Source organism: Pseudomonas sp. TE3911 (genome assembly GCF_054062775.1).
This window is the reverse complement of record NZ_JBSSFP010000001.1, coordinates 1,380,580-1,406,633: the sequence shown is the minus strand read 5'-3', so window position 1 is coordinate 1,406,633 and position 26,054 is coordinate 1,380,580. Positions and strand designations below refer to the sequence as shown.

At 58.8% G+C, this 26,054-nt stretch carries 20 protein-coding genes and 4 tRNA genes; 8 read left to right on the top strand and 16 right to left on the bottom strand.

The window, feature by feature from the left end; translation table 11 throughout:
- The first annotated feature begins 28 nt into the window (after positions 1–28).
- Positions 29–856, top strand: coding sequence for a phosphonoacetaldehyde hydrolase (gene phnX / locus ACVWXD_RS06510; RefSeq protein ID WP_032889878.1), 828 nt, complete (start codon positions 29–31; stop codon positions 854–856).
- Between the two features lie 114 nt (positions 857–970).
- The gene (locus tag ACVWXD_RS06505; RefSeq protein ID WP_032889883.1) at positions 971–1,528 is read left to right on the top strand and encodes a cytochrome b; all 558 of its coding nucleotides are present in this window, start codon (positions 971–973) and stop codon (positions 1,526–1,528) included.
- On the opposite strand, the gene ACVWXD_RS06500 is transcribed toward ACVWXD_RS06505, so the two are convergent.
- Complete coding sequence (locus ACVWXD_RS06500; protein WP_457370794.1) at positions 1,518–2,408, bottom strand: 1-aminocyclopropane-1-carboxylate deaminase/D-cysteine desulfhydrase; 891 nt, start codon at positions 2,406–2,408, stop codon at positions 1,518–1,520. The genes ACVWXD_RS06505 and ACVWXD_RS06500 overlap by 11 nt on opposite strands.
- Positions 2,409–2,465: 57 nt before the next feature.
- The gene (locus ACVWXD_RS06495; protein ID WP_181640433.1) at positions 2,466–4,505 is read right to left on the bottom strand and encodes an NADPH-dependent 2,4-dienoyl-CoA reductase; all 2,040 of its coding nucleotides are present in this window, start codon (positions 4,503–4,505) and stop codon (positions 2,466–2,468) included.
- Between the two features lie 212 nt (positions 4,506–4,717).
- Between ACVWXD_RS06495 and ACVWXD_RS06490 the strand changes: the two genes are divergently transcribed.
- Together ACVWXD_RS06490 and ACVWXD_RS06485 are read left to right on the top strand one after the other, a co-directional pair.
- Complete coding sequence (locus ACVWXD_RS06490) at positions 4,718–5,848, top strand: carbon-nitrogen hydrolase family protein (protein ID WP_032889892.1); 1,131 nt, start codon at positions 4,718–4,720, stop codon at positions 5,846–5,848.
- Between the two features lie 4 nt (positions 5,849–5,852).
- The gene (locus ACVWXD_RS06485; RefSeq protein WP_032889894.1) at positions 5,853–6,887 is read left to right on the top strand and encodes an AraC family transcriptional regulator; all 1,035 of its coding nucleotides are present in this window, start codon (positions 5,853–5,855) and stop codon (positions 6,885–6,887) included.
- 341 nt (positions 6,888–7,228) lie between these two features.
- Here ACVWXD_RS06485 and ACVWXD_RS06480 read toward each other — a convergent pair whose 3' ends face one another.
- Complete coding sequence (locus ACVWXD_RS06480) at positions 7,229–7,705, bottom strand: MarR family winged helix-turn-helix transcriptional regulator (protein WP_095184389.1); 477 nt, start codon at positions 7,703–7,705, stop codon at positions 7,229–7,231.
- A 145-nt stretch (positions 7,706–7,850) separates the two neighbouring features.
- On the opposite strand from ACVWXD_RS06480, the gene aceE reads away from it, so the two are divergent.
- Entirely contained in the window at positions 7,851–10,511 is a 2,661-nt protein-coding gene (aceE, locus tag ACVWXD_RS06475; RefSeq protein WP_457370793.1) for a pyruvate dehydrogenase (acetyl-transferring), homodimeric type, read from the top strand.
- Position 10,512: 1 nt separating this feature from the next.
- Here the strand turns inward: aceE and ACVWXD_RS06470 are convergent, their stop codons facing one another.
- Positions 10,513–11,295 (bottom strand): DUF2242 domain-containing protein, encoded by a 783-nt coding sequence (locus ACVWXD_RS06470; RefSeq protein WP_095184387.1) that lies wholly within the window; start codon positions 11,293–11,295, stop codon positions 10,513–10,515.
- Positions 11,296–11,384: 89 nt separating this feature from the next.
- Positions 11,385–12,281 (bottom strand): LysR family transcriptional regulator, encoded by an 897-nt coding sequence (locus ACVWXD_RS06465; protein ID WP_181643844.1) that lies wholly within the window; start codon positions 12,279–12,281, stop codon positions 11,385–11,387.
- Between the two features lie 119 nt (positions 12,282–12,400).
- On the opposite strand from ACVWXD_RS06465, the gene ACVWXD_RS06460 reads away from it, so the two are divergent.
- On the top strand, positions 12,401–13,606 hold the full coding sequence (locus tag ACVWXD_RS06460; RefSeq protein ID WP_181643845.1) for an MFS transporter: 1,206 nt from the start codon (positions 12,401–12,403) through the stop codon (positions 13,604–13,606).
- Here the strand turns inward: ACVWXD_RS06460 and ACVWXD_RS06455 are convergent.
- The 11 genes from ACVWXD_RS06455 to ACVWXD_RS06405 form a co-directional block, all read right to left on the bottom strand.
- A complete protein-coding gene (locus ACVWXD_RS06455) occupies positions 13,553–14,077 on the bottom strand; it encodes a GNAT family N-acetyltransferase (protein WP_122765519.1) in 525 nt (174 codons plus the stop codon). The genes ACVWXD_RS06460 and ACVWXD_RS06455 overlap by 54 nt on opposite strands.
- 99 nt (positions 14,078–14,176) lie before the next feature.
- Positions 14,177–16,051 (bottom strand): SurA N-terminal domain-containing protein, encoded by a 1,875-nt coding sequence (locus ACVWXD_RS06450; protein WP_122680601.1) that lies wholly within the window; start codon positions 16,049–16,051, stop codon positions 14,177–14,179.
- Between the two features lie 230 nt (positions 16,052–16,281).
- A complete protein-coding gene (locus ACVWXD_RS06445) occupies positions 16,282–16,554 on the bottom strand; it encodes an HU family DNA-binding protein (protein ID WP_003174819.1) in 273 nt (90 codons plus the stop codon).
- A 149-nt stretch (positions 16,555–16,703) separates the two neighbouring features.
- Positions 16,704–19,100, bottom strand: coding sequence for an endopeptidase La (lon, locus tag ACVWXD_RS06440; RefSeq protein WP_032889909.1), 2,397 nt, complete (start codon positions 19,098–19,100; stop codon positions 16,704–16,706).
- Between the two features lie 173 nt (positions 19,101–19,273).
- Positions 19,274–20,557, bottom strand: coding sequence for an ATP-dependent Clp protease ATP-binding subunit ClpX (clpX, locus tag ACVWXD_RS06435; protein WP_003238279.1), 1,284 nt, complete (start codon positions 20,555–20,557; stop codon positions 19,274–19,276).
- A 112-nt stretch (positions 20,558–20,669) separates the two neighbouring features.
- Positions 20,670–21,305, bottom strand: a complete 636-nt coding sequence (gene clpP, locus ACVWXD_RS06430; RefSeq protein WP_003174822.1) for an ATP-dependent Clp endopeptidase proteolytic subunit ClpP — start codon at positions 21,303–21,305, stop codon at positions 20,670–20,672.
- Positions 21,306–21,396: 91 nt separating this feature from the next.
- Positions 21,397–22,707: a trigger factor gene (tig, locus tag ACVWXD_RS06425; protein ID WP_032889911.1), complete on the bottom strand. Its 1,311-nt coding sequence runs from the start codon at positions 22,705–22,707 to the stop codon at positions 21,397–21,399.
- A gap of 600 nt (positions 22,708–23,307) precedes the next feature.
- A tRNA-His gene (locus tag ACVWXD_RS06420) sits at positions 23,308–23,383 on the bottom strand.
- 76 nt (positions 23,384–23,459) lie between these two features.
- Positions 23,460–23,544, bottom strand: a tRNA-Leu gene (locus ACVWXD_RS06415).
- Between the two features lie 57 nt (positions 23,545–23,601).
- Positions 23,602–23,677 (bottom strand) — tRNA-His (locus tag ACVWXD_RS06410).
- 32 nt (positions 23,678–23,709) lie between these two features.
- Positions 23,710–23,786 (bottom strand) — tRNA-Arg (locus tag ACVWXD_RS06405).
- Positions 23,787–24,061: 275 nt separating this feature from the next.
- Between ACVWXD_RS06405 and folD the strand changes: the two genes are divergently transcribed.
- Positions 24,062–24,916, top strand: a complete 855-nt coding sequence (gene folD, locus ACVWXD_RS06400) for a bifunctional methylenetetrahydrofolate dehydrogenase/methenyltetrahydrofolate cyclohydrolase FolD (RefSeq protein ID WP_032889913.1) — start codon at positions 24,062–24,064, stop codon at positions 24,914–24,916.
- A 207-nt stretch (positions 24,917–25,123) separates the two neighbouring features.
- A complete protein-coding gene (gene pbpG, locus ACVWXD_RS06395) occupies positions 25,124–26,047 on the top strand; it encodes a D-alanyl-D-alanine endopeptidase (RefSeq protein ID WP_032890050.1) in 924 nt (307 codons plus the stop codon).
- Positions 26,048–26,054 lie beyond the last annotated feature (7 nt).

The window sequence follows — 26,054 nt, the reverse complement described above, 5'->3', positions numbered from 1 at the left end:
TCTCCCCATAACCCACAGGATCTGAACCATGAACTATCAAAACCCCAACACCCTCCAGGCCGTCATCCTCGATTGGGCCGGCACCGTCGTCGACTTCGGCTCCTTCGCGCCGACTCAGATTTTTGTCGAGGCCTTCGCCGAGTTCGACGTGCAAGTCTCCATCGAAGAAGCCCGTGGCCCGATGGGCATGGGCAAGTGGGACCATATCCGCACCCTTTGCGACCAACCGCAAGTCGCCGAGCGTTATCGCAAGGCGTTCGGCCGCACGCCCACCGACGACGACGTGACCGCCATCTACCAGCGCTTCATGCCGTTGCAGATCGAGAAGATCGCCGAACACTCGGCGCTGATCCCCGGCGCACTCGACACCATCGCTCAACTGCGTGAGCAAGGCATCAAGATTGGCTCCTGCTCCGGCTACCCCAAGCAGGTGATGGACAAGGTTGTCGCCTTGGCCGCCACCAATGGTTACGTCGCCGACCATGTGGTCGCCACCGACGAAGTGCCCAACGGCCGCCCATGGCCGGCCCAGGCCCTGGCCAACGTAATTGCCCTCGGAATTGATGATGTGGCGGCGTGCCTCAAGGTCGACGACACCGTGCCCGGCATACTCGAAGGTCGTCGCGCCGGAATGTGGACCGTGGCCCTGACCTGCTCCGGCAATGCCCTGGGGCTTACCTATGAACAGTTTCAAGCCCTCGATGCCGCCACCCTGGCCAGCGAACGCACGCGCATCGAGGCGATGTTCGAAGGCTCACGCCCGCATTACCTGATCGATACCATCACTGACCTGCCGGCGGTGATCGCCGATGTTAACCAGCGTCTGGCGCGCGGTGAAATGCCGCAAAGCCACTGACAAGCGTCAATACAAAGGCATTCGCGCCGGGCAAATCGTTCAAAACAGGCATAAAGTAAAAAGACTCCGTCGCCAAAGAGCGGAGGTTTACCCTGATGAATAAGGAACCGAGCGATGCCGTGGAAAAATTCCGATACGCGCTACAGCACCATGTCGATTGCGCTGCACTGGTTGATGGTGGTGCTGCTGGCGGTGGTCTACGCCTGCATAGAGTTACGCGGCCAGTTCCCCAAAGGCAGCGGCGCCCGCACCTTGATCGTCGAGATGCACTTCATGTTCGGCCTCACCGTGTTTGTATTGGTATGGCTGCGTCTGTTCGCGCGCAGCCTGGGGGTGGCGCCGAAGATCGTCCCCGCCCCGCCGCAATGGCAAAGCCTGCTCGCCACCCTGATGCACGCCGCGCTGTACGCCTTGATGATCGGTATGCCGATTGCTGGTTGGCTGATCGTCAGTGCCGAGGGACATTCGGTGATGTTCTATGGCATGGAGTTGCCGCCGTTAATTGGCGAGAACAAGCCACTGGCCAAAGAGATTGAAAGCTGGCACGTGTTGTTCGGCCAAATCGGGTATTGGCTGATCGGCCTGCATGCCCTGGCGGGGATCTTTCATCATTATGTGATGCGCGATAACACAGCGTTGCGGATGATGCCGGGTAAGCGCGCTAGGCTGTAAGCCCTCGGCGGCCTTGCAGGCCGCCGGTGTGCACAAAGATCAGGCGAGTACCGGGCGCGATGTGCCCGGCCTCGATCTGCTGCTTCAACGCCAGCAGGGCTTTGCCGGTGTACAGCGGTTCCAGCGGCACGCCGCAGGCCTGCTCCGTGGTTTCAATAAAGTCGAGCAACAGCGGGTCGACCTTGGCGAAGCCACCACGGCTGGCATCCAGCAATGTATAGCCACCTTGCACCAAGGCACTCACGTTTTGCGCCACACCATGATCGTCCGGCACGGCCATTGCGCCGAACACCGGATGGGCGCCCGCCTCTGCCAGGACCAAACCTGCCAGCGTGGTGCCGGTGCCTGCTGCCAGCCACCAGCCGTCGTAATCGGCCCAACCCAGGTTTCTCAGTTGTTCACCGGCCTGTTCGACCAACACCCCACACCCGACTGCGCCGGCCAATCCGCCGCCGCCTTCAGGCACGGAATACAGATGCGGATAAAGCGCGCGCCAAGGTTCCCAGAAACCCGGCTCATGGCGCGCACGATAGCCGCCATAACCGAGCCAATGCAGCTGCATGCCGAATGCTTTCAAATCCTGGACGGTAGCCGTGTCTTGCGCATGACCGCGCAACAGGCCGACAGTGGGAAAGCCAAAACGCTTGCCCGCCGCCGCCAGTGCGTGCAGATGGTTGGAATAGGCGCCGCCGAGGCTGATAACGCCGCCGGCCCCCGCCCGTTGCGCCTGGGCCAGGTGCTCGGTGAGCTTGAACCACTTGTTGCCACTGATCAGCGGGTCGATGCGGTCCAGGCGCAGCACGGCCAACTCGACGCCGTTGAGCCAATCCAGTGCTAACGGTTCAAGCGGAGCATGGGGAAGCCAATCGAAAGGACCCATCGGGCGGCATCTGAATAAAAAAAGGGGCGGTAGTCTAACACCGCCCCTTTCGTCGTCTTACAGCTGGGCGGCGAGGCGTGAGCCTTGGTTGATGGCGCGCTTGGCATCCAACTCAGCCGCCACATCGGCGCCGCCGATCAGGTGTACGTTCTGGCCCGCTGCGACAAGGCCGTCGTGCAATTCACGCAACGGATCCTGGCCGGCACAGATGACGATATTGTCCACCGCCAACAGCTGCGGCTCGCCCTCGGCGCCGATGCGGATATGCAGGCCGTCATCGTCGATTTTGAGGTACTCAACGCTGTTGAGCATCTGCACCTGCTTGTTCTTCAAGCCGGTACGGTGAATCCAGCCGGTGGTTTTGCCCAGACCGTCGCCGACCTTTGAAGCCTTGCGCTGCAACAGAAACACTTCACGGGCCGGTGGATGGGGTTGAGGCTTGATGCCGGCCACACCGCCACGGGCTTGCAACTGGGTGTCGATGCCCCATTCTTTCCAGAATGCTTCACGGTCCAAGCTGGTAGACACGCCCTGGTGCACGAGGAATTCCGACACGTCGAAACCAATACCGCCAGCGCCAATCACCGCGACGCGCTTGCCCACCGGCTTGCGTTCAAGGATTACGTCCAGGTAGCTCAGCACCTTGGCATTTTCCACGCCCGCAATCGCCGGCGTGCGGGGCGCGATGCCGGTGGCCAGGATGATCTCGTCGTAGCCGCCAGCCGCCAGCTGCGCGACATCCACTCGGGTGTTGAGGCACAGCTCGACGTGGGTGGTTTGCAACTTGCGCTTGAAGTAGCGCAGGGTTTCAAAGAACTCTTCCTTGCCGGGCACACGCTTGGCGATGTTGAACTGGCCGCCGATCTCGCTGGCCGAGTCGAACAGCGTCACGTGGTGACCGCGTTCAGCGGCTACGGTGGCAGCGGCCAGACCAGCGGGGCCGGCGCCGACCACAGCGATTTTTTTGATCTGCTTGACCGGCAGGTAATTCAGTTCGGTCTCGTAGCATGCACGGGGATTGACCAAACAGGTGGTCAGCTTGCCGCCAAAGGTGTGGTCCAGGCAGGCCTGGTTGCAGCCGATGCAGGTGTTGATTTCATCGGCACGCCCGGCGGCGGCCTTGTTGACGAACTCCGGGTCGGCGAGGAACGGTCGCGCCATCGAAACCATGTCCGCATCGCCTTCAGCGAGAATCTGCTCGGCAATTTCCGGTGTATTGATGCGATTGGTGGTGATCAGCGGGATCTGCACCGCTCCGCGCAACTTGGCAGTGACTTTGCTGAACGCGCCGCGTGGCACCTTGGTGGCGATGGTCGGAATACGCGCTTCGTGCCAGCCGATGCCGGTGTTGATGATGGTCGCACCGGCCTGCTCGATGGCCTTGGCCAACTGCACGATTTCTTCCCAAGTGCTGCCGCCTTCCACGAGGTCGAGCATCGACAGGCGGAAGATGATGATGAAGTTCGGCCCCACCGCTTCGCGCACCCGGCGCACGATTTCCACGGCAAGGCGCATGCGATTTTCGTAGCTGCCGCCCCAACGGTCGGTGCGGTGGTTGGTGTGGGCGGCAAGGAACTGGTTAATGAAATAACCTTCGGAGCCCATGATTTCCACGCCGTCGTACTCGGCGACCTGGGCCAGCAGCGAACAGGTGACGAAATCCTGGATCTGCTTTTCGATGCCCTCTTCGTCCAATTCCTTGGGCTTGAACGGGTTGATCGGCGCCTGGATGGCGCTTGGCGCGACCTGCTTGGGGCTGTAGGCATAACGGCCGGCGTGGAGGATCTGCATGCAGATCTTGCCGCCCGCTTCATGCACGGCCTCGGTCACGATCTTGTGCTTTTGCGCTTCCTCGTCGGTAGTCAGCTTGGCCGCACCGGCGTACACCCCGCCTTCATCGTTGGGGCCAATGCCACCGGTGACCATCAGGCCGACGCCGCCACGGGCGCGCTCGGCAAAATAAGCCGCCATGCGTTCGAAGCCACCGGGTTTTTCTTCAAGGCCGGTGTGCATCGAACCCATCAGAGTACGGTTGCGCAAGGTCGTAAAACCCAGGTCCAACGGGGCCAGCAGGTGCGGGTAGGCAGCAGCGGTCATGGTACAGCTCCACAACGGATCATCACGGGACGTGGAAGGCTCGAATGGCCTGCCATCGGTTTATGTCCCACAGACTAAGAGGCGATCCCCTACCGCTCAATGACCGAAACTCACAACTTATTGATCCAAACGCACAGCGCCCCTTGGCAAGCCGCCGCATGGGCCCTACCCTAGTCAGCGAACCCTGCACTTGGTCTGTTGTCTGTTCCCCCATGCGTAAACTTCTAGCTTTTACCGTCACCCTGGCCCTGGTTGCCGCCGTCGCCGCGTATCTGGTCTGGACCCAGGAGCGCCCCGTGGCGCATTACCTGTCGGACCTGCGCAGCACCCTCGCCGTCAACGAAGGCCAACCCGCCGATCGAGGTAACCTGCTGGGCATCCAGCCGGAGTTATTCCCCGCCGACTACCAGAGCCTGGAACGCCTGCACCTGAAGCTTGCGGCGTACCTGCAAAACGCACGGGACCAGGGCCTGATCAACGAAAAGACCATTGTGGTACTGCCTGAACACATCGGCACTTGGCTGATGCTCACCGGCGAAAAAAACGAGGTGTACCAAGCGCTGCATGTGAAGGACGCGATGCACTGGCTGTCGCTGAGCAATCCCTTGCAATTCCTGCGTGCCTGGATCAGCGCCACGGGCGATGACCGCACCAACGACGCCTACCTGCGCATGAAAGCCCCGGCCATGGCGCGTGACTATCAAGTGCTGTTCGGCGGCCTGGCCAAGGAATTCGGGGTCACGGTGGTCGCTGGCTCCATTGCCCTGCCCAACCCAAGTGTGAGCCAAGGGCAACTCCAGGTCGGCCATGGCGCGCTGTTTAACGCCAGCGTGGTATTTGCGGCAGACGGCTTGCCCGTCGGCAATCTGCAACGCCAGCTCTACCCGATCTACGATGAGCGCGGTTTTATCGAGCCTGGAGACGAAAATATCGTCAGCGTGGTCGACACCCCGGCCGGCCGCCTTGGCGTGCTAGTGGGCAGTGACAGCTGGTACCCGGACAACTACCGCAAGCTCAACGAACAGGGCGCGCAACTGATTGCAGTGCCGGCCTTTGTGCTTGGCCGCGAGACCTGGGATCGACCATGGCGCGGTTTCAAAAGCGTCTCCACTCCACAGGAAATCAGCCTCAAGCCCGAAGAGCTCAGTGAGGGCGAAGCGTGGCGCCGCTTGACCTTGATCAGCCAACAACCGATCAGCCAGGCCAGCGCCGGCATGAGCGTATTTCTGCGCGGGCAGTTCTGGGATTTGGGCACTGCCGGGCAGAGTTTCCTGAGTCACAACGGGCAGATCAACGCCGACAGCGACGCCCGTGGCGCGCGCCTGCTGAATATCTGGCTGTAACGCGGTGAAGCCGGTGCGCCTCGGGGATTTGTCGGTGGGCTTCGTGCACACCCTGGCCGACGCGATCCACAGCCACGGCCTGGACCCGCAACCGCTCTTGCTGCAATACGGCCTGGACCCGGCGCGCCTCGCCGAAGCTGGCGCGCGCTTGTCGATCCCGCGCTATATGCGCCTGGGCCATGCGGCCATTCAACTGACCGGCGACCCCGGCCTGGGCTTGCGCATGGGGCAACTCAGCCGCTTGAGCCAAGCGGGACTGGCTGGTGTCACCGCCGCACAGGCGCCTAACGTACGCGAAGCCGCTCGCACCCTGACGCGCTTTGAGCCGCTGTATGGTGCCAACTATCGCGGGCAATCGAGTTTTCATGAGGATGCCGAAGGCGCCTGGCTGCGTTTCTATTCCATCAGCCCCTACAACGCCTACAACCGTTTTGTGGTGGACTCGATCATTTCCAGCTGGTTGCATCAGCTCGCCAACTTGGCACAACAACCGTTGCTGGCGCAACGAATCGACATCGAGTTCGATGCCCCCGAGTACAGCGAGCAGTACAGCCTATTGGGCGCCAATCAGGTCCACTTCGGTGCCGAGGCCAACCAGTTGCGCCTGAGCCAATCCACCCTGGCAATGCGTAACCCGCAGCATTGCCCAAGTACCTGGCAGCTCTTGCTGCAATTGTGTGAAAGGGAGTTGGAGCAGTTGACCCGCACCCGCAGCTTGCGCGAGCGCATTACCCGGTTGCTCGGGCCGATGCTCAATGGCGGCCGGGAACCCGACCTGGAAGAAGTGGCGGCACGCTTGAAGCTGCCGACCTGGACATTGCGCCGTAAACTGGCCGAAGAAGGCACTCAATTCCGCGCGATTCTCAACGATACCCGCCGCGACCTGGCCATGACCTACATTCGCGATACGGAACTGGCGTTCGGCGAGATCGCCTACTTGCTCGGCTTTGCCTCAGCCCAAGCCTTTCAACGGGCATTCAAGCGATGGAACAACCAGACCCCAGGGGAATTTCGCCGCAGTCAGCGGCATTCCGCCTGAAGTCGGTCTTACAGCTCGGTGGCGTCGTCGGCCGGATCCAGCGGATCGAATTCAAAGGCCTGGTACTCCAGCAGTTCTTCCTGGTAATCGTCCATCATGGACTCCTTCTTGACGTTAAAAGTGGCTGCAGATAAATGACCTGCATCACCAGCCTAAAGTGCCGTCATGACGAAAAAATGTCTGCGCCATGATGTTCCTGCACTTCAAGATTAAACGTAGCAGCGTTATGCGGATTTAGCGCCAGGGCTTTGAAGCGCGATTGCAATCAGCTACGCACTGAAATGGACTGCAATGCATTCCATTGTGGGAGGGGGCTTGCACCCTCGCACATGAGATCTGCATCAGGTTTCAGCTTTGCGTCGGCCACGGGTTTGAACACCCGCCTCCACCGCCATCCCGGCGGTACGCTCCAACGCCTCGGCAAACGCCCGGCGCTGCTCCGGTTCGATCTGCGACAGGAACAACTCGTCCACCGTACTTTCGTAGATCTTCCACATTTTTTTACGCAACGCCCGGCCGGTATCGGTGATCGACGCAAATGCCGCGCGGCCATCGCCGTCGGAGCGTGAACGCAGCACCAGGCCCTCCTTTTCCAGGCGGTCTACCAGGCGCGTGAGGTTATAGCGCTCAATGGCCAATACATCGGCCAACTCGTGCATGCGGCGGGTGCCTTCGGGGCCGCTTTCTAGACCCCACAGTGCGTCGTACCAGGCGTAAGGGGGCAAGTCGGCGGCCGCCAGGCGGCGCTCGATTTCACGGATGACCGTCCTGTGGGCCCTGACAAAACGGAACCATACATCGGGCTCTTTCGACGACATGCAACACCATCCGGTGGATTTCAAGAAGGTTGCAATAGTAGCTCATCCCACGCTAGATTCGGCCATGTAGTTGCAATTGCAATAACATTGACGACGCTCCCACAAGGAGCCCGCCACTTGAAATCCGCCGCCCCTGGAGCCTCACATGACCCCGAATAACGAAGTCAGACGCGACGTCGATCCACAGGAAACCCGCGAGTGGCTGGAGTCCATCGAATCGGTGCTGTCCACCGAAGGCCGCCCGCGCGCCCATTACCTGATCGATCAGTTGCTGGATTTCGACGTGGCGCGGCATGGCGACTTCTATGGGCGGGTGACCACGCCTTACGTCAACACGATCCCGGTGGATCGCCAGTTGCCCTACCCCGGCAACCTGGCCATCGAACGCCGCACCAATGCGTTTATCCGCTGGAACGCCATGGCCATGGTATTGCGTGCAGGCAAACACTCAGGTGTGGGTGGGCATATCGCCACTTATGCGTCAGCCGCTGTGCTTTACGACGTCGGCTTCGACCACTTCTTCCGTGGCCGCACCGACCGCTTCGACGGCGACCTGGTGTACATCCAGGGGCATTCCTCGCCTGGCATTTACGGCCGCGCCTACCTCGAAGGCCGCATCAGCGAAGCACAACTGGATAACTTCCGCCGTGAAGCCGGTGGTGAGGGCATTTCGTCCTACCCCCACCCACGACTAATGCCGGACTTCTGGCAATTTCCTACGGTGTCCATGGGACTGGGGCCGATCACGGCGGCCTATCAGGCGCGTTTTATGCGCTACCTGGAGTTTCGTGACCTCAAGCAACACCAGGGCCGCAAGGTCTGGGCATTCCTGGGGGATGGCGAAATGGACCAGCCGGAATCCCTGGCCGCCATTTCCCTGGCCGGACGCGAGAAACTCGACAACCTGATCTTCGTGGTCAACTGCAACCTGCAACGCCTGGACGGCCCGGTACGCGGCAACGCCAAGGTGATCCAGGAATTCGAAAGCCTGTACCGCGCCGCCGGCTGGAATGTGATCAAAGTGATCTGGGGCGGTGGTTGGGATGCACTGCTGGAAAAAGACACAAGCGGCCTGCTGCGCCAACGCATGATGGAATGTGTGGACGGTGACTATCAGAACTACAAATCCCAGAACGGCGCCTACGTGCGCGAACACTTCTTCGGCAAATACCCGGAGTTGCTGGCACTGGTTGCGGACCTGTCCGACGACGACATCTGGAAACTCTCACGGGGAGGCCATGACCCGGACAAGGTCTACAACGCCTATGCCGCCGCCGTGCGTCACAGTGGCCAACCGACGGTGATCCTGGCAAAAACCGTCAAGGGCTTTGGTATGGGCGAAGCCGGCGAAGGCCAGAACATTAACCACCAACTGAAAAAGATGGGTGCCGACGCCGTCAAGGCCTTCCGCGACCGCTTCGGCCTGGAGGTGCCCGATGAGCAACTTGCTGAAATTCCTTACCTCAAGCCCAAAGCCGATAGCGAAGAAGCCCGTTACTTCGCCGCACGTCGCCAGGCCATGGGCGGCTATGTGCCCGCGCGCCACACTGCGGTCGAATCGCTGCAGATCCCCGAACTGAGCGCCTTCGCCACTCAGCTCAAGGACACTGGCGAGCGCGCGATTTCCACCACCATGGCCTTCGTGCGCATCCTCGGCACCCTGCTGAAAGACCCGCACCTGGGCAAGCTGATCGTGCCCATCGTGCCGGACGAATCACGCACCTTCGGCATGGAGAGCCTGTTCCGTCAGATCGGCATCCACTCCGCCGTCGGCCAACTCTACACCCCACAGGACTCCGGACAACTGAGCTACTACAAGGAGAGGAAGGACGGACAGATCATGCAGGAAGGCCTGAATGAGTCAGGCGCCATTTCCTCATGGATCGCGGCGAGTACGTCCTACAGCAACCACGGCCTGATGACCGTGCCGTTCTATATCTTCTATTCGATGTTCGGTTTCCAGCGCGTCGGCGACCTGGCTTGGGCGGCGGGCGATGCGCGCGCGCGTGGTTTCTTGCTGGGCGCCACGGCCGGGCGTACCACGCTGATGGGCGAAGGCTTGCAGCATGACGATGGTCATAGCCATATCCTCTCGTCGGTGATTCCGTGCTGCATCTCTTATGACCCGACCTTTGCCTACGAACTGGCGGTGATTATTCGCGAGGGCATGCGGCGCATGTACGTTGAGCAAGAAGACATTTACTACTACATCACCCTGCTCAACGAAAACTACCCGCACCCGGCGATGCCCGAAGGCGTGGAAGGCGGCATTCTCAAAGGTATGTACAGGCTCAGCGCCAACCCTGAGGCGCAAGTGCAACTGATGGGCAGTGGTTCGATCCTGCGAGAAGTGATCGCCGCCGCTGAACTGCTGGCCACCGACTTCGGTGTGCACGGCAACGTGTGGAGCGTGACCAGCCTCACCGAGTTGCGCCGTGACGGGCATGCGGTCGAACGCTGGAACCTGCTGCACCCGGAAAGCGAGCCTCGCGCGAGTTATGCAGAGCAATGCCTGGCCGGGCACTCGGGGCCAGTGGTGGTGGCGACGGACTACGTGAAACTGTTCGCCGATCAGCTTCGTCCGTTCGTGCCGGGCCGTCGCTTTGTCGCGCTGGGCACTGATGGCTTCGGGCAATCAGACACCCGGGAAGCCTTGCGTGAGTTCTTTGAGGTGGATCGCCACTTCATCGCCCTGGCCGCCCTGAAGGCGCTGGCGGATGACGGCATGATCGGTCGCGACAAGGTCAGTGAAGCGATCAAACGCTACGGGATCAACGTCGACAAGGTGAATCCCGTAGCGGTCTGAACTACTGCGCAGGCGTTGGCAGGGGCGGAATCGCTTCTGTCGGCGCCGGCAGGTCCGGCGTGGTCGTGGCGGGTGCGGGCTCGGCCTGCGGGGCAATCGGTGCGGCTTCAGGCGCAGGCACAACCGGCTCCGCAGCAGCTGGTACGGCAGGCTCTTCCTTCGGCGCCTCGACTTTCTCCGCAGCGGGTGCGGCCTTCGGCTCCGGCACACCGAGGTCCGCCTTTGGCTGCTCGGGGATATGCTCAGCCTTCTTCACTTCCTGGGGCAGGAAGACGTCCACCAACGCAAAGTAGCGATCGTAGAACTTCGGCGCGGACACCGTTTCACTCGCCACCTTCACCATCGAGTCATCGGTGGAGCCAATCGGCATCGACACCGACCCCAGCACGCCTACACCGAGGCTCGCGGAGTTGTTGACCTTCTTCAGCGCATAGCGATCCTGAAGGGCGTTGGCAAACATCGTCGAGTGCTTTTTACCTTTGCCGTCATCGGCACACACCACGTTGAAGCTGATCTGCAGGTGAGTTTCGCCGGTCTGCTGGAAACTCTTGTTACCCACGACCAGTTTCGGGTCGCTGCTGGTGATGATGTAGCCCTGGCTCAGCAAGGCACGCCGCGCGGCCTCGCACGCTGCTACATCGCTAACGGGGTAATCCCGGGAAAACGTACCGGAGTCGTCGAAGTTCTCATGTTCATAAATAGCGGTCTTGGGTGACGAGCAGCCCGCGGCGCCCGCCAGCACCAGCGCCAGCCCGAGGCTACGCAAGTGGAATGATGTCGACATTGAAGATCCTGAGGAAAACGGTCTGGGCGGTATTGTGCAACAGAACGAGGCCTTGGCGCGCGCATTCCTGTCGGTAAAACGTCACAGGGTTACGCACCGGGGCCTGCAGGGAAAAGCCCGGCGCACATATGGTCAATAAACACGCGTACCTTGGTCGAGGTATGGCGACCGGGCCACAACATCCAGAAACTGCCCCGGTGTTCCAAGTAATCATCCAACACCCGTTGCAAGCGCCCCTCGCCCACGGCCTGGTTGACCATGTAGTCCGGCAGGCAGGCAATGCCCAAACCCTCGAGCACCACGTGGTTCAGAGACTCAATGGTGGTACTGACCAACGGCGTACGTAACAGCGGTTCCGCAGTACCCGGGGCAAGACGCAACGGCCAGGGCTCGAGCTTGCCCGTGGCGCAGAACTTGTGGCGCAGGCAGGCGTGGCCATTCAGGTCCTGTGGTTGCTGCGGGGTGCCGTGTTGGGCGAAGTATCCCGGTGTGGCGACGAGCACCAACTGGTAGTGACCCAGGTGGCGCGCTATCAACCGCGAATCTTCCGGCTTGCCCGTGCGAATCACCGCATCGAAACCTTCCTCGATCACGTCCACCATACGGTCAGAGAAATCCACATCCAACTCGATATCCGGATAGACGCGCATAAAGTCACTGAGTACTGGCATCAACAAGCCACGCACCTGCGGCACACTGATACGCAGCTTGCCCCGTGGGGTTGCACCGGCGTCTGTCAGTTCCTGCTCGGCTGCTTCCACCTCAGCGAGAATCCGCCGCGACCGTTCAAGGAACAGCGAGCCTTCACTGGTCAAGGTGATACTGCGCGTGCTGCGGTGAAACAGCCGCACGCCCAGGCGCTCTTCCATCCGCGCAATGCTTTTGCCTACAGCCGACGACGACACCCCCAGCACACGGCCGGCGGCGGTGAAGCTGAGCGTCTGCGCCACCTGCACGAACACCGAAAGGCTGCCCAAGCTGTCCATGATCCCGCCTTCAGCGATTGCGGACACTTGCGTCCGATAAGTTCGGAACCTTAGCCTGTTTTTCCGTCAACCACAGCCCCCTACTCTGCCCGCTTGCCCTTTTACCTGGATAAAACGTCATGAGCAGCAGCCCTTCACTCGCCGCATCAGCCCAGCGGGATTCATTACCGCTGGGCGGTCTACTGGCCCTGGCCAGCGCTGGCTTTATCACCATCCTCACCGAAGCCATGCCCGCCGGATTACTACCCCAGATAGGCGAAGGCCTAGGCGTGTCGCCCGCCCTGGTCGGTCAACTGGTCACGGTCTATGCCCTTGGCTCGTTGCTGGCAGCCATCCCCCTGACGCTGCTGACCCGCGGCTTGCGCAGACGACCGTTACTGCTGATGGCCATCGGCGGCTTTGCCTTGGTCAACAGCGTAACCGCGCTGTCCAGCCACTACGGGCTGACCCTCGTGGCGCGATTTTTTGCCGGGGTCTTCGCCGGGCTGCTTTGGGCGTTGCTAGCGGGTTATGCGAGCCGAATGGTGTCGCCACACTTGCAAGGTCGCGCCATTGCCGTGGCCATGCTGGGTGCACCGCTGGCGCTGTCACTGGGTGTGCCTGCGGGCACCTTCCTCGGCACCGCCGTTGGCTGGCGCCTGAGTTTTGCAATCATGACCGGGCTGACCTTGGTGTTACTGGCTTGGGCACGCTGGCAACTGCCGGATTTTGCTGGCGAACGGGCGGATAAACGCTTGGGGCTGCGCCAGGTGCTGAACCTGCCAGGAATTCGTCCGGTGCTGTGGGTAACGTTTACCTACGTGCTGGCCCACAACATTCTCTACACCTACATCGCCCCGTTGCTGGTGCCCGCCGGGATCGATGCGGATGTTGACCGAGTGCTGCTGGTGTTTGGCCTCTCGGCGGTGCTTAGCATCTGGTTGGCAGGTGTGTTGATTGACCGGTGGCTGCGCGCCTTACTATTAATCAGTTGTGCGCTGTTTGGCCTGATCGCCCTGGCGCTGGCGTTCTGGATCAATGTGCCGGCAGTCATCTATACCGCCGTGGCGTTATGGGGCCTGGCGTTCGGCGGCCTGCCGGCGCTGTTGCAAACCGCACTGGCCCAATCGGCGGGCGAGTCGGCGGATGCCGCACAATCAATGCTGGTGACCGTGTGGAACTTGGGGATAGCCGGTGGCGGGCTGGCGGGTGGCGTGTTGCTTCAGGGCTGGGGCGTCGCGGGCTTTCCATGGGCCGTTATGCTACTGATGCTACTGGCCTGGGCCGGCGCATCACAGACGGCGCCCCAACAGTTGGCCCGGCCAGCCCGCCAAGTCGAATGTTGAAATGCGCTCGTAGCCACAGGACACATAAAAACGCACCAGATCCCCTGTCCCGCCGCCGTAGCAGTCCACACGCAAACGCGTGACGCCTACTGCCCGGGCCTGATCATCGGCAAAGGCCATCATGCGCCGCCCAAGGCCGCGAACACGCGGGTCACGCGCGGCAATCAACAGGCGCACATACACCTCGGGCTCAGTCGCCAACGGTACATAAGGCATAGGATCGCCCAAAACCAGCGCTCCACGGATACGCCCTGCGGGATCCTCTACCACCCACGCCCCGGGCAACGCGCAGGCTTCAGCCACTTGCGCGACCCGCCGGGGCAACGCCGACCAGGGCTCGGTGCCCCACTGATGGGTATTGCCTATGCCAACGAACCATGCAATCACCTCGTCGAACACCTGGAGCACGGCAGAAACATCCGCCACACGGGCGCGGCGGATCAGCAAGCCGTCCATTCCTTGAATCAACATGCATGGAACTCCTGGGTCGACGATACCGAGCACCCAGTCTAGCGCACATAAAAAAGCCCCCGGTCTTTTCAGGCCGGGGGCTTCTTGTTCAAACCAACATCAGTACTTCTTGATATCAGCCTTGGTTTCCAACTGCTTGCGGTACGCTGCGAAGTCCTGCTGGCCGACACGGGAAGCGAGGAAGCGGCGGTATTGGGCCTTTTCTTCTTCCGATGGGGCTGCAGCTTCATTCACGCCGTTCAAGCGAACGATCGCCAGGCTACCGTCAGCCAGGGTCACGGTGGTGAAGGTCGGCTTGTCCTTGACCGCAGGCTTAGGCATGCGGAACAGGGCTTGCAATACGGCTGGGTCGATCGCTTCCTGGCTACGGGTAGCCGCTTCAGTGACTTTCCACGCCTGACCATCGACCGGCTGGTTCAGCGGTGTCTTGCCATCACGCAGGCTGGCGATCAGCTCGTCAGCGTGAGTCTTGGCAGCCGCGCTGGCGCGCTCCTTGGCCATCTGCGTGCGGATTGCCGCAGCAACGCTTTCCAGCGGCAGTTGCGCAGGTTTGCGGTGCTCTTTGGCACGCAGCACGATGATGGTTTCCGGGTCCAGCTCAATGGCGGTGCTGTTGGCACCTTCATCCAGCACTTCCGGGCTGAACGCAGCGGTGACCACGGCACGGTTGGCCGCGACACCGTCACCACCTTCACGGCCAAACGGTGCGGAGGTGTGCACGGTCAGCTTCAGGTCAGAGGCAGGCTGAGCCAAATCAGAAGCTTCGAATGCCGCATCTTCCAATTGCTTGGTCGCTTCGACAAAACGCTGCTCTACCTGCTGGGCCTTGAGCTCACGGGTCAGTTTGTCTTTCAGGCTGGCGAACGTCGGCACTTGCGGTGCTTCAACGCCCAACAACTTGATCAAGTGCCAACCGAAGGTGCTGCGCACCGGCGTCGAGACCTGGTCCTGTTTCAACGCATACAGGGCCGTTTCGAAGTCCGGATCGTAGACGCCAGGGCCAGCGAAGCCGAGGTCACCGCCGTTGTTGGCAGAGCCAGGATCCTGGGAAAACTCCTTGGCCAGGGCTTCGAACTTCTCACCTTTGGCCAGGCGTGCCTGGATTTCTTCGATCTTAGCCTTGGCTTGCGCGTCGGAAACCTTGTCGTTGACTTCAATCAGGATGTGCGCCGCGCGACGCTGTTCAGCGAGGTTGGCGGTTTCTTTCTGATAGGCCGCCTGCAGTTCATCGTCCTTGACGTTGACCTGGTCGAAGAAAGAAGACTTCTTCAATTCCAGATAGTCGATGACCACCTGGTCCGGGGTCATGAACTCTTTGGCGTGCTGGTCGTAGTAAGCCTTGACCTCTTCGTCGGTGAGCTTCACCGCCGCAGGGTTGGCCTTGATGTTGACGGTGGCGAAATCGCGAGTCTGTTTTTCCAAACGGGCAAATGCGAGCACTTCGGCATCGGTGACAAAGCCGCTACCGGCAATGCCTGCGCGAACCTGACCGATCAGCATTTCCTGGGTCATCATCTGACGGAACTGCAGACGGCTGTAGCCCAACTGACGGATCACCTGGTCAAAGCGTTCGGCGTTGAACTTGCCGTCAACCTGGAATTCCGGCGTTTGCAGGATCACCTGGTCCAATGCAGCTTCAGAGAACCCGAACTTGGAATCGGCAGCACCTTGCAGCAGCAGCTTGCGGTCGATCAGGCCTTTGAGAGCCGCCTCGCGCAGCAGTTTTTCGTCGAGGAGCGAAGCGTCGAAATCCTTGCCCAACTGTTGCATCAGCTGTCGACGTTGCATGTCGACGGCCTGGCTCAGCTCGGTCTGGGTGATTTCTTCACCGTTGACCTTGGCCACGTCCTGCTTGTTAGTACCCGAAGCTTGGAAAATGGCTTCGATACCGGTGAACGCCATCAATGCGACGATGATCCCGATAATGGTCTTGGCAATCCAGCCTTGTGAATTGTCCCTGATATTTTGCAGCATGCGTCCCCCAGAAACGGTTGAACTTCAAAAATTGGCAACCGTGGAGCGTGGGTAGAATCCGGATAGAAGAAAGGCGCATCCGAGGATGCGCCTTCTCGTAACTGGCGGAGCGGACGGGGGGTTGAACTTGCACCCCCGGCGTGGCGACCCAATGGATACGTGGGTCAGCTACCGCTCCGCTGCCAGGCCAGACCTGCGTCCGACCCGGGTAGCAAAGGCTTGAACGAAGCTTAGTTAACGGCTTCTTTCAGGGCTTTACCGGCTTTGAAACCTGGTTTTTTGGCAGCAGCGATTTGCAGTGCTTTGCCAGTCTGTGGGTTGCGGCCAGTGCGAGCTGGGCGGTCAGTCACAGAGAACGTACCGAAGCCTACCAGTACCACGGAGTCGCCGGCCTTCAGAGCGCCAGTGACGGATTCGATTACTGCATCCAGCGCACGGCCAGCAGCAGCTTTCGGGATATCAGCGGATGCAGCAATAGCATCAATCAGTTCCGACTTGTTCACTCTAAGTCCCCTTATATATCTATTGAGTATGATTCTAAGTTTTTTGGTAAACAGCAAAAACCAGTGCTGAATGGCCTACAGACACTTAAGAGCCGCTTTATAACAAGGGCTCTAAAAAGCTGTCAAGGAAGCCTCCAGGCTTATTCACATTAATGCGTGCTAATTCTTTCCTTGGAATCAGACTCTCGTTTTTCATCCTTGGCAACTATCTCCGGAGCCACATCCGGCAAGGGCTCTGGCGCGTATTGCAGCGCAATTTGCAGGACCTCGTCAATCCATTTAACCGGTTTAATCTGAAGATCCTGCTTGATGTTGTCAGGAATTTCCTTCAAGTCGCGAACATTCTCTTCAGGGATGATCACTGTTTTGATACCACCCCGGTGTGCTGCAAGCAATTTCTCTTTCAGACCACCGATGGCCAATACCTGACCACGCAGGGTGATTTCCCCAGTCATGGCAACGTCGGCACGCACCGGGATGCCGGTCAATGCAGACACCAAGGCCGTGCACATGCCTACGCCAGCGCTAGGGCCATCTTTAGGCGTAGCACCTTCCGGCATATGGATGTGAGTGTCATGCTTCTCGTGGAAGTCCAGGGGGATCCCCAGGCTTCTGGCGCGACTGCGCACCACGGTCTGCGCAGCAGTGATGGATTCAACCATCACGTCACCCAGGGAACCGGTCTTGATCAGTTGGCCTTTGCCTGGGATCACAGCAGCCTCGATGGTCAGCAATTCCCCGCCCACCTGGGTCCACGCCAAGCCAGTCACCTGACCGACTTGATCCTGCTGCTCGGCCAGGCCGTAGCGGAATTTCTTCACACCCAGGAAGTGCTCCAAGGAGTCGGCCACCACCTTCACGGAGAAGCGTTTTTCCAGCGCATGCTCTTTGACTGCCTTGCGGCAAATCTTCGCGATCTGGCGCTCAAGGCCCCGCACACCGGCCTCGCGGGTGTAGTAACGCACGATGTCGCGGATCGCTTCGATGTCAAATTCGATCTCGCCCTTCTTCAGGCCATTCGCCGAAATTTGCTTGGGCGCGAGGTACTTGACCGCAATGTTGATCTTCTCGTCCTCGGTGTAACCCGGTAGACGAATCACCTCCATCCGATCCAGCAAGGCCGGCGGGATGTTCATGGAGTTGGAAGTGCAGAGGAACATTACGTCAGACAAGTCGTAGTCGACTTCCAGGTAATGGTCGTTGAAATTATGGTTTTGCTCAGGGTCGAGCACTTCCAGCAACGCCGATGCCGGGTCGCCACGCATGTCGCTGCCCATTTTGTCGATTTCATCAAGCAGGAACAGCGGGTTGCGCACACCCACCTTTGTCATCTTTTGAATCAATCTTCCTGGCATCGAACCGATGTAAGTTCGGCGATGACCACGAATTTCCGCCTCATCACGCACACCGCCGAGCGCCATGCGCACGAATTTGCGGTTAGTCGCACTGGCAATCGATTCGGCGAGAGAGGTTTTACCAACCCCTGGAGGGCCTACCAGGCACAACACCGGACCACGAATTTTCTTCACGCGCTTTTGCACGGCGAGGTATTCGAGAATCCGCTCTTTGACTTCTTCGAGGCCATAGTGATCGGCGTCGAGAATTTCCTCGGCACGTGTCAGGTCCAAACGCACTTTGGTCTGGGCCTTCCACGGCACCTGCACCAGCCAGTCGATGTACGAGCGCACCACGGTCGCTTCAGCGGACATCGGCGACATCTGCTTGAGCTTGTTCAGCTCGGCATTAGCTTTGGTAAGAGCGTCTTTCGGCAGGCCTGCGGCATCAATGCGCTTTTTCAGCTCTTCGATTTCGTTGTGGCCCTCCTCGCTGTCGCCAAGTTCTTTCTGAATGGCCTTCATCTGCTCATTCAGGTAGTACTCGCGCTGGCTGCGCTCCATTTGTTTCTTCACGCGACCACGAATGCGCTTCTCAACCTGCAACAGGTCGATTTCGGCATCCAGCAACGCCAGGACATGTTCAACACGGGCCGACAGGTCGATGATTTCGAGGATGTCTTGCTTCTGCTCGATCTTCAGCGCCATGTGTGCGGCCATGGTGTCGACCAGACGGCTTGGCTCATCAATGCTATTGAGGGAAGACAGGACCTCAGCCGGGACTTTTTTGCCCAACTGCACATACTGCTCGAACTGCGAGAGCAGGCTGCGTACAAAAACTTCGGATTCGCGCTCAGGGGCTTCGACTTCGTCGATCAGCGCCACTTCGGCGCGCAGATGACCATCCACCTCCATGAAACGCTCTACAGCACCTCGTTGCTCGCCTTCTACCAGCACCTTGACGGTGCCATCAGGCAGTTTGAGCAGTTGCAGGACAGTAGCAATTGTACCGACGCGATACAGGGCGTCTTCGCCTGGATCATCATCGGCAGGATTTCTCTGGGCCAACAGCAGGATCTGCTTGTCGCCCGTCATCGCTGCCTCAAGGGCTTCGATAGACTTCTCGCGCCCCACGAACAGCGGGATAACCATGTGCGGATAAACGACGACATCACGCAACGGCAGGAGAGGCAATTCAATGGTTGTCTTCATGATTTCGCCTCTATGACAGTTGAAAAATAAGCTTGAAACCAAGATGGGGGCTGCATGCAAAAAAAACAAGCTTATTGCCAGCAGTTAAACGCAGTAAACGCTTCAAGATAAAAGTCGCACAAAAAACAAAGGGGCCCTAGGGGCCCCTTGTTTGTACCGAAACTGCGAAACGCTTACGCGTCTGGCGCAGCTTTGGCAGTCGGCTCACTGTTCTCGTAGATATACAGCGGCTTGGACTTACCTTCTATAACGCTTTCGTCGATCACCACTTTACTCACCTCAGACTGCGAGGGGATTTCGTACATGGTGTCGAGCAATACACCTTCAAGGATAGAACGCAGACCACGTGCACCGGTCTTGCGCTCCAGCGCCCGCTTGGCTACCGACTTGAGGGCATCAGTACGGAACTCAAGGTCCACACCTTCCATCTCAAACAGCTTGGCGTACTGCTTGGTCAGGGCATTTTTCGGCTCGGTGAGGATCTGAATCAGAGCAGCCTCATCCAACTCGTCCAATGTGGCCAGGACCGGCAAACGGCCAACGAATTCCGGGATCAGACCGAACTTGACCAGATCGTCAGGCTCAACCTCACGCAGGGACTCGCCCACCTTCTTGCCTTCTTCCTTGCTGCGCACTTCTGCACTGAAACCGATACCGCCCCGGGTGGAACGTTGCTGAATAACTTTTTCCAGCCCAGAGAACGCACCGCCACAGATGAACAGGATGTTACGCGTATCAACCTGAAGGAATTCCTGCTGCGGGTGCTTGCGGCCGCCTTGTGGCGGTACGGAAGCAACCGTGCCTTCAATCAGCTTCAACAGAGCCTGCTGCACGCCCTCACCAGAAACGTCCCGGGTGATCGACGGGTTGTCGGACTTGCGCGAGATCTTGTCGATTTCGTCGATATAGACAATACCCATCTGGGCCTTCTCTACGTCGTAATCGCACTTCTGCAGCAGTTTCTGAATGATGTTCTCGACGTCCTCACCCACGTAGCCAGCCTCAGTGAGGGTGGTAGCGTCGGCGATGGTGAACGGAACATTCAGCAGACGAGCGAGGGTTTCTGCAAGCAGGGTTTTACCCGAGCCTGTAGGACCGATCAGCAAGATGTTGCTCTTGCCGAGTTCGACTTCGTCGCCTTTCTTGTCACGCTGGTTCAGACGCTTGTAGTGGTTGTACACCGCTACGGCCAGAACCTTCTTTGCACGCTCTTGACCAATCACATATTGATCAAGGATGCCGCTGATTTCTTTAGGCGAAGGCAGTTTATGCGCGCTGCTCTCGGCCTGTGCTTCCTGCACCTCCTCGCGGATGATGTCATTGCACAGGTCGACGCACTCGTCGCAGATAAAGACCGAGGGGCCGGCAATCAACTTGCGTACTTCATGCTGGCTTTTGCCACAGAAGGAGCAATAGAGCAGCTTGCCGTTGTCCTCGCCGTTGCGGGTGTCAGTCATTCGTTCGATCCAAATCCGATAGGCTTGCAACACAAGATGAAGGCTTATGCGGGCTTTTTCAAGCCCGCCGATGATCGGACACGCCGACCAGCCCTATTTTGAGCGGCTTATATTAAGCGGGGCGCTTTTCGATCACTGCATCGATCAACCCGTATTCACGGGCGGCTTCGGCGCTCATGAAGTTGTCGCGGTTGGTGTCGCGCTCGATTTCTTCCAGCGTGTGCCCACTGTGCTTGGCCATCAGCGTGTTAAGACGTTCGCGGATGAAGAGGATTTCCTTCGCGTGGATTTCGATGTCCGACGCTTGGCCCTGGAAACCGCCCAGTGGCTGGTGAATCATCACGCGCGAGTTCGGCAGGCAGTAACGCTTGCCCTCAGCACCCGCCGTCAGCAGGAACGCGCCCATGCTGCAGGCCTGGCCAATGCAGGTCGTCGAGACGTTAGGCTTGATGAACTGCATGGTGTCGTAGATCGACATACCTGCCGTCACCGAACCGCCCGGCGAGTTGATGTAGAGATGGATGTCCTTGTCCGGGTTTTCCGCTTCAAGGAACAGCAGCTGCGCACAGATCAGGTTGGCCATGTAGTCCTCTACCGGGCCCACCAGAAAGATCACTCGCTCCTTGAGCAGGCGCGAGTAGATGTCGTAGGCGCGCTCGCCACGAGCAGACTGCTCGACAACCATCGGGACCAAGCCGCCTGCGGCCTGGATATCAGAGTTCTGCTGAATATAGGAATTACGGAACATGCTCTGCAGTTACTCCCAAATAGTCATGTCTTGAAAACGCATAAGCCAGCGCGAGGCTGGCTTATGGTTGAATTTCCAACGAGTTGGACAATCAGTCGGCTTGTGCTGCTTCCGCCGGCTTGACTGCTTCTTCGTAAGAGACCGCTTTATCGGTCACCTTAGCCTTCTGCAGAACAGTATCCACAACTTGTTCTTCCAGCACAACCGAACGCACTTCGTTCAGTTGCTGGTCGTTCTTGTAGTACCAAGCCACAACCTGCTCAGGCTCCTGGTAGGCCGAAGCCATTTCCTGGATCATTTCGCGAACGCGATCTTCATCAGGCTTGAGGTCGAACTGCTTGACCACTTCAGCCACGACCAAACCCAGCACAACGCGACGCTTGGCTTGCTCTTCGAACAGCTCGGCAGGCAGTTGGTCAGGCTTGATATTGCCACCAAACTGCTGAACCGCTTGAACGCGCAGGCGATCCACTTCATTGGACAGCAAAGCCTTAGGCACTTCGATCGGGTTGGCAGCCAGCAGACCGTCCATGACCTGATTCTTAACCTTGGACTTGATGGCCTGGCGCAGCTCGCGCTCCATGTTCTTGCGAACTTCGGTGCGGAAGCCTTCGATGCCGGTTTCCTTGATACCAAACTGATTGAAGAACTCTTCGTTCAGCTCTGGCAGCTTAGGCTCGGAAACGCTGTTGACGGTCACGGTGAACTCGGCAGCTTTGCCAGCCAAGTCCAGATTTTGGTAGTCAGCAGGGAAAGTCAGGTTCAGAACACGCTCTTCGCCAGCTTTGGCGCCAACCAGGCCGTCTTCGAAACCAGGAATCATGCGGTTGGAGCCCAGTACCAATTGGGTACCCTTGGCAGAGCCACCAGCGAACACTTCGCCGTCAACCTTGCCAACGAAATCGATGTTCAGCTGGTCTTCGTTCTGGGCGGCACGATCGGCCACTTCGAAACGAGTGTTCTGCTTGCGCAGGATTTCCAGCATGTTGTCCAGGTCGGAATCAGCGACATCAGCGCTCAGGCGCTCGATTTCGATACCGTCGAAACCAGCGACTTCGAACTCTGGGAACACTTCAAATACGGCAACATATTCCAGGTCCTTGCCAGCTTCCAGGGACTTAGGCTCGATCGAAGGCGAGCCAGCTGGGTTCAGCTTTTGCTCAACAACGGCTTCGTAGAAGGAAGCCTGGATCACGTCACCTACAGCTTCTTGACGCGCATCAGCACCAAAACGGCGCTTGATTTCGCTCATCGGCACTTTGCCTGGACGGAAACCAGCGATCTTGGCCTTTTGGGCAGTCTGCTGCAGACGCTTGTTGACCGCAGTCTCGATACGCTCTGCCGGCACGGTGATGCTCAGGCGGCGCTCAAGAGCAGTAGTATTTTCAACAGAAACTTGCATGAATATTCCTCGTTGCACAGACGTTAGCCGGCCGTTTCCGACCCCAGAATCAAGGGCATGCATTCTAGAGGGTCAAACTCAAGAAGTCACCCTACTGGAAACGGGTAAAAAAACAGCAGGCCATTTGTAGGTTCAAGTGCACGCGTGCACCTCATCCCGTTAGCAAATACAGCTCATCACGCCAGGGCTCTGCGCCAACCCTTCTATATATAGAAGGACCAGGAACGCAGCCCCCGGCAGCCAGCCTTGCGAGCAAGACCGGCGACAGGGAAGCAGCATCGAGAAACACAAATACGATGAAGCGCCCCGCCCTTGAAACTCGAAACGCTTAAACGAAAACGGCACAGCCCTTTTCAGGTACTGCGCCGTTATCGCTATTTAATAGCGGTACTGACCCCTCTATAGACGAGCATCAGTCCTACACGTTCAAAACCGGCAACGATTCTAACGCCAAGGCATTGAGAATGCTTGCTTTTTTGACAACCATAATCTCTAGGCGCGTCGCACTACTCGACCGCAACCGCCCACAGAAACAAGACCCGGCTTTTTCCAGATGCAAAAAAAAGCGCCAGATCATTGATCTGGCGCCTTTTCAAAATATGGGGTGGACGAAGGGGATCGAACCCTCGACAACGGGAGTCACAATCCCGTGCTCTACCAACTGAGCTACGCCCACCATATTGCATTAACAAAGAACTCGAACATCTTCTTTGTTGACCCCACCCAGCCTGACGGCTTGGCGAAGCTTTAATTGGTGCGGATGAAGAGACTCGAACTCTTACGCCTCGCGGCGCTGGAACCTAAATCCAGTGTGTCTACCAATTCCACCACATCCGCGTTTGAAGCTCTTAAAGCAAAGGCGCCAGACGATTAATCTGGCGCCTTTTCAAAATATGGGGTGGACGAAGGGGATCGAACCCTCGACAACGGGAGTCACAATCCCGTGCTCTACCAACTGAGCTACGCCCACCATATAGCGCTACTTGTGCCAAAGCTGCCTAATGGCGCACCCGGCAGGACTCGAACCTGCGACCATCCGCTTAGAAGGCGGATGCTCTATCCAGCTGAGCTACGGGCGCCTTATTAATCTGTACTCTTAGAGGATTACAAACTAAGTGCTTCCAGCCTTGCAGTACAACAATTCTGCTCGACCTTCTTAACCAGTGCTAGGCTGTGCCCGACAAGTGCGACGAATAGTATAGAGGGCCCGGAAACCCGTCAAATCTTTTTTGAAAAAAATTCATTTTATTTAAGGGGTTAGGCCAATTTGCAGACCAAGCGCCTTTGCCCTCACGCCGTGGCGTGCGAGAATGCGCGCACTTCTCCTCCCCCTCTCGATGGTTAATCACGCGTAATGACTGCACAACTTATCGACGGCAAATCAATCGCCGCCAGCCTGCGCCAGCAGATCGCCAAACGAGTCACCGAGCGCAGCCAGCAAGGCCTGCGCACGCCTGGCCTCGCGGTGATCCTGGTCGGCAGCGATCCTGCCTCTCAGGTTTATGTCTCGCACAAGCGTAAAGACTGTGAAGAGGTCGGCTTTATATCCAAGGCCTATGACCTGCCTGCCGCCACCACCCAAGAGGCACTCACCGATCTGATCGACGGCCTCAACGACAACCCTGCGATCGACGGCATCCTCCTGCAACTGCCACTGCCCGAGCACTTGGACGCGTCCAAGCTGCTGGAGCGTATCCGCCCGGACAAAGACGTCGACGGCTTCCATCCTTACAATGTCGGCCGCCTGGCCCAGCGCATCCCCCTGCTGCGTCCGTGCACGCCAAAAGGCATCATGACCCTGCTGGAAAGTACCGGTGTCGATCTGTACGGCCTTGATGCAGTTGTGGTCGGCGCGTCCAACATTGTCGGTCGCCCGATGGCCATGGAGCTGCTGCTGGCCGGCTGCACCGTGACCGTTACCCACCGCTTCACCAAGGACCTGGCAGGCCACGTTGGTCGTGCCGACCTCGTTGTCGTAGCCGCCGGCAAGCCGGGCCTGGTCAAGGGTGAATGGATCAAGGAAGGCGCCATCGTTATCGACGTGGGCATCAACCGTCAGGAAGACGGCAAGCTGGTAGGCGATGTGGTGTACGACACTGCCCTGCCCCGCGCTGGCTGGATCACCCCGGTGCCAGGCGGCGTCGGCCCGATGACCCGCGCTTGCCTGCTGGAGAACACCCTGTACGCCGCAGAGACCCTGCACGGTTAATAACCAGTCGTACTGAAAAAGCCCTGCCTTATCGCAGGGCTTTTTATTGCCCGAAAAAAACCTGTTTTTTCTTAGTTTTTAAGCACTTTCGTCTGGTTTTAGAAGAACATTCGACACTCCATCGTCCATACTCCTAAAATGTAACGGCATTTATCAAAGAAACCGTTGCTCAACGGTATTTCCTACTTTTTTAGCGAGTTCATCCGCGTGAAAATTCGTCTTTCTATTGCCAGCCTATTTTTTGCGTTCACAGGCACCTTTGCGCACGCCGCCGAATCCACCCAGGCGCCGCGCGACCCATCCAAACTGCAGATCGCATCCGGCAGCGCCATGCTGGTGGACCTGCAGACCAACAAGGTCATCTACGCCAGCAACCCCGACGTGGTGGTGCCGATTGCGTCGGTGAGCAAGTTGATGACCGGCCTGATCGTGCTTGAAGCCAAGCAGAACATGGATGAGTACATCGACATCAACATCAAAGACACGCCGGAAATGAAAGGCGTGTTCTCCCGCGTAAAAATCGGCAGCGAAATGCCTCGCAAGGAAATGCTGCTGATCGCCCTGATGTCATCGGAAAACCGCGCCGCCGCCAGCCTGGCCCACCACTATCCGGGGGGCTACCCGGCATTTATCGCGGCGATGAACGCCAAGGCCAAGGCGCTGGGCATGACCAACACCCACTATGTTGAACCCACCGGCCTGTCGATCCACAACGTGTCCACCGCCCGCGACCTGAGCAAGCTGTTGGCTGCCGCACGGCACTACCCGCTGCTCAGCCAGTTGAGCACCACGAAGGAAAAGACCGTTGCGTTCCGCAAGCCCAACTACACCCTGGGTTTCTCCAACACTGACCACCTGATCAACCGCGCCAACTGGGATATCAAGTTGACCAAGACCGGCTTCACTAACCAGGCCGGCCATTGCCTGGTGCTGGTGACCAGCATGGGTAATCGCCCGGTGTCGCTGGTGATCCTGGATGCGTTCGGCAAGTTCACGCACTTTGCCGATGCCAGCCGTATTCGCAGCTGGGTCGAGACCGGCAAGGGCGGTTCGGTGCCGGACGTGGCATTGCGCTACAAGGCCGACAAAAATCTGAAGAACCGCTCGAATGCGGCGCAAGCCCACCGTTAAAGGGCGC

Bases quoted from the DNA above. Each gene is read 5' to 3' on its own strand.
- folD (WP_032889913.1), top strand. From the start codon at position 24,062: ATGACTGCACAACTTATCGACGGCAAATCAATCGCCGCCAGCCTGCGC.
- phnX (WP_032889878.1), top strand. From the start codon at position 29: ATGAACTATCAAAACCCCAACACCCTCCAGGCCGTCATCCTCGATTGG.
- ACVWXD_RS06460 (WP_181643845.1), top strand. From the start codon at position 12,401: ATGAGCAGCAGCCCTTCACTCGCCGCATCAGCCCAGCGGGATTCATTA.
- aceE (WP_457370793.1), top strand. From the start codon at position 7,851: ATGACCCCGAATAACGAAGTCAGACGCGACGTCGATCCACAGGAAACC.
- ACVWXD_RS06450 (WP_122680601.1), bottom strand. From the start codon at position 16,051: ATGCTGCAAAATATCAGGGACAATTCACAAGGCTGGATTGCCAAGACC.
- ACVWXD_RS06455 (WP_122765519.1), bottom strand. From the start codon at position 14,077: ATGTTGATTCAAGGAATGGACGGCTTGCTGATCCGCCGCGCCCGTGTG.
- ACVWXD_RS06495 (WP_181640433.1), bottom strand. From the start codon at position 4,505: ATGACCGCTGCTGCCTACCCGCACCTGCTGGCCCCGTTGGACCTGGGT.
- clpP (WP_003174822.1), bottom strand. From the start codon at position 21,305: ATGTTCCGTAATTCCTATATTCAGCAGAACTCTGATATCCAGGCCGCA.
- ACVWXD_RS06470 (WP_095184387.1), bottom strand. From the start codon at position 11,295: ATGTCGACATCATTCCACTTGCGTAGCCTCGGGCTGGCGCTGGTGCTG.
- ACVWXD_RS06480 (WP_095184389.1), bottom strand. From the start codon at position 7,705: ATGTCGTCGAAAGAGCCCGATGTATGGTTCCGTTTTGTCAGGGCCCAC.
- tig (WP_032889911.1), bottom strand. From the start codon at position 22,707: ATGCAAGTTTCTGTTGAAAATACTACTGCTCTTGAGCGCCGCCTGAGC.
- ACVWXD_RS06505 (WP_032889883.1), top strand. From the start codon at position 971: ATGCCGTGGAAAAATTCCGATACGCGCTACAGCACCATGTCGATTGCG.
- lon (WP_032889909.1), bottom strand. From the start codon at position 19,100: ATGAAGACAACCATTGAATTGCCTCTCCTGCCGTTGCGTGATGTCGTC.
- ACVWXD_RS06500 (WP_457370794.1), bottom strand. From the start codon at position 2,408: ATGGGTCCTTTCGATTGGCTTCCCCATGCTCCGCTTGAACCGTTAGCA.
- ACVWXD_RS06490 (WP_032889892.1), top strand. From the start codon at position 4,718: ATGCGTAAACTTCTAGCTTTTACCGTCACCCTGGCCCTGGTTGCCGCC.
- clpX (WP_003238279.1), bottom strand. From the start codon at position 20,557: ATGACTGACACCCGCAACGGCGAGGACAACGGCAAGCTGCTCTATTGC.
- ACVWXD_RS06465 (WP_181643844.1), bottom strand. From the start codon at position 12,281: ATGGACAGCTTGGGCAGCCTTTCGGTGTTCGTGCAGGTGGCGCAGACG.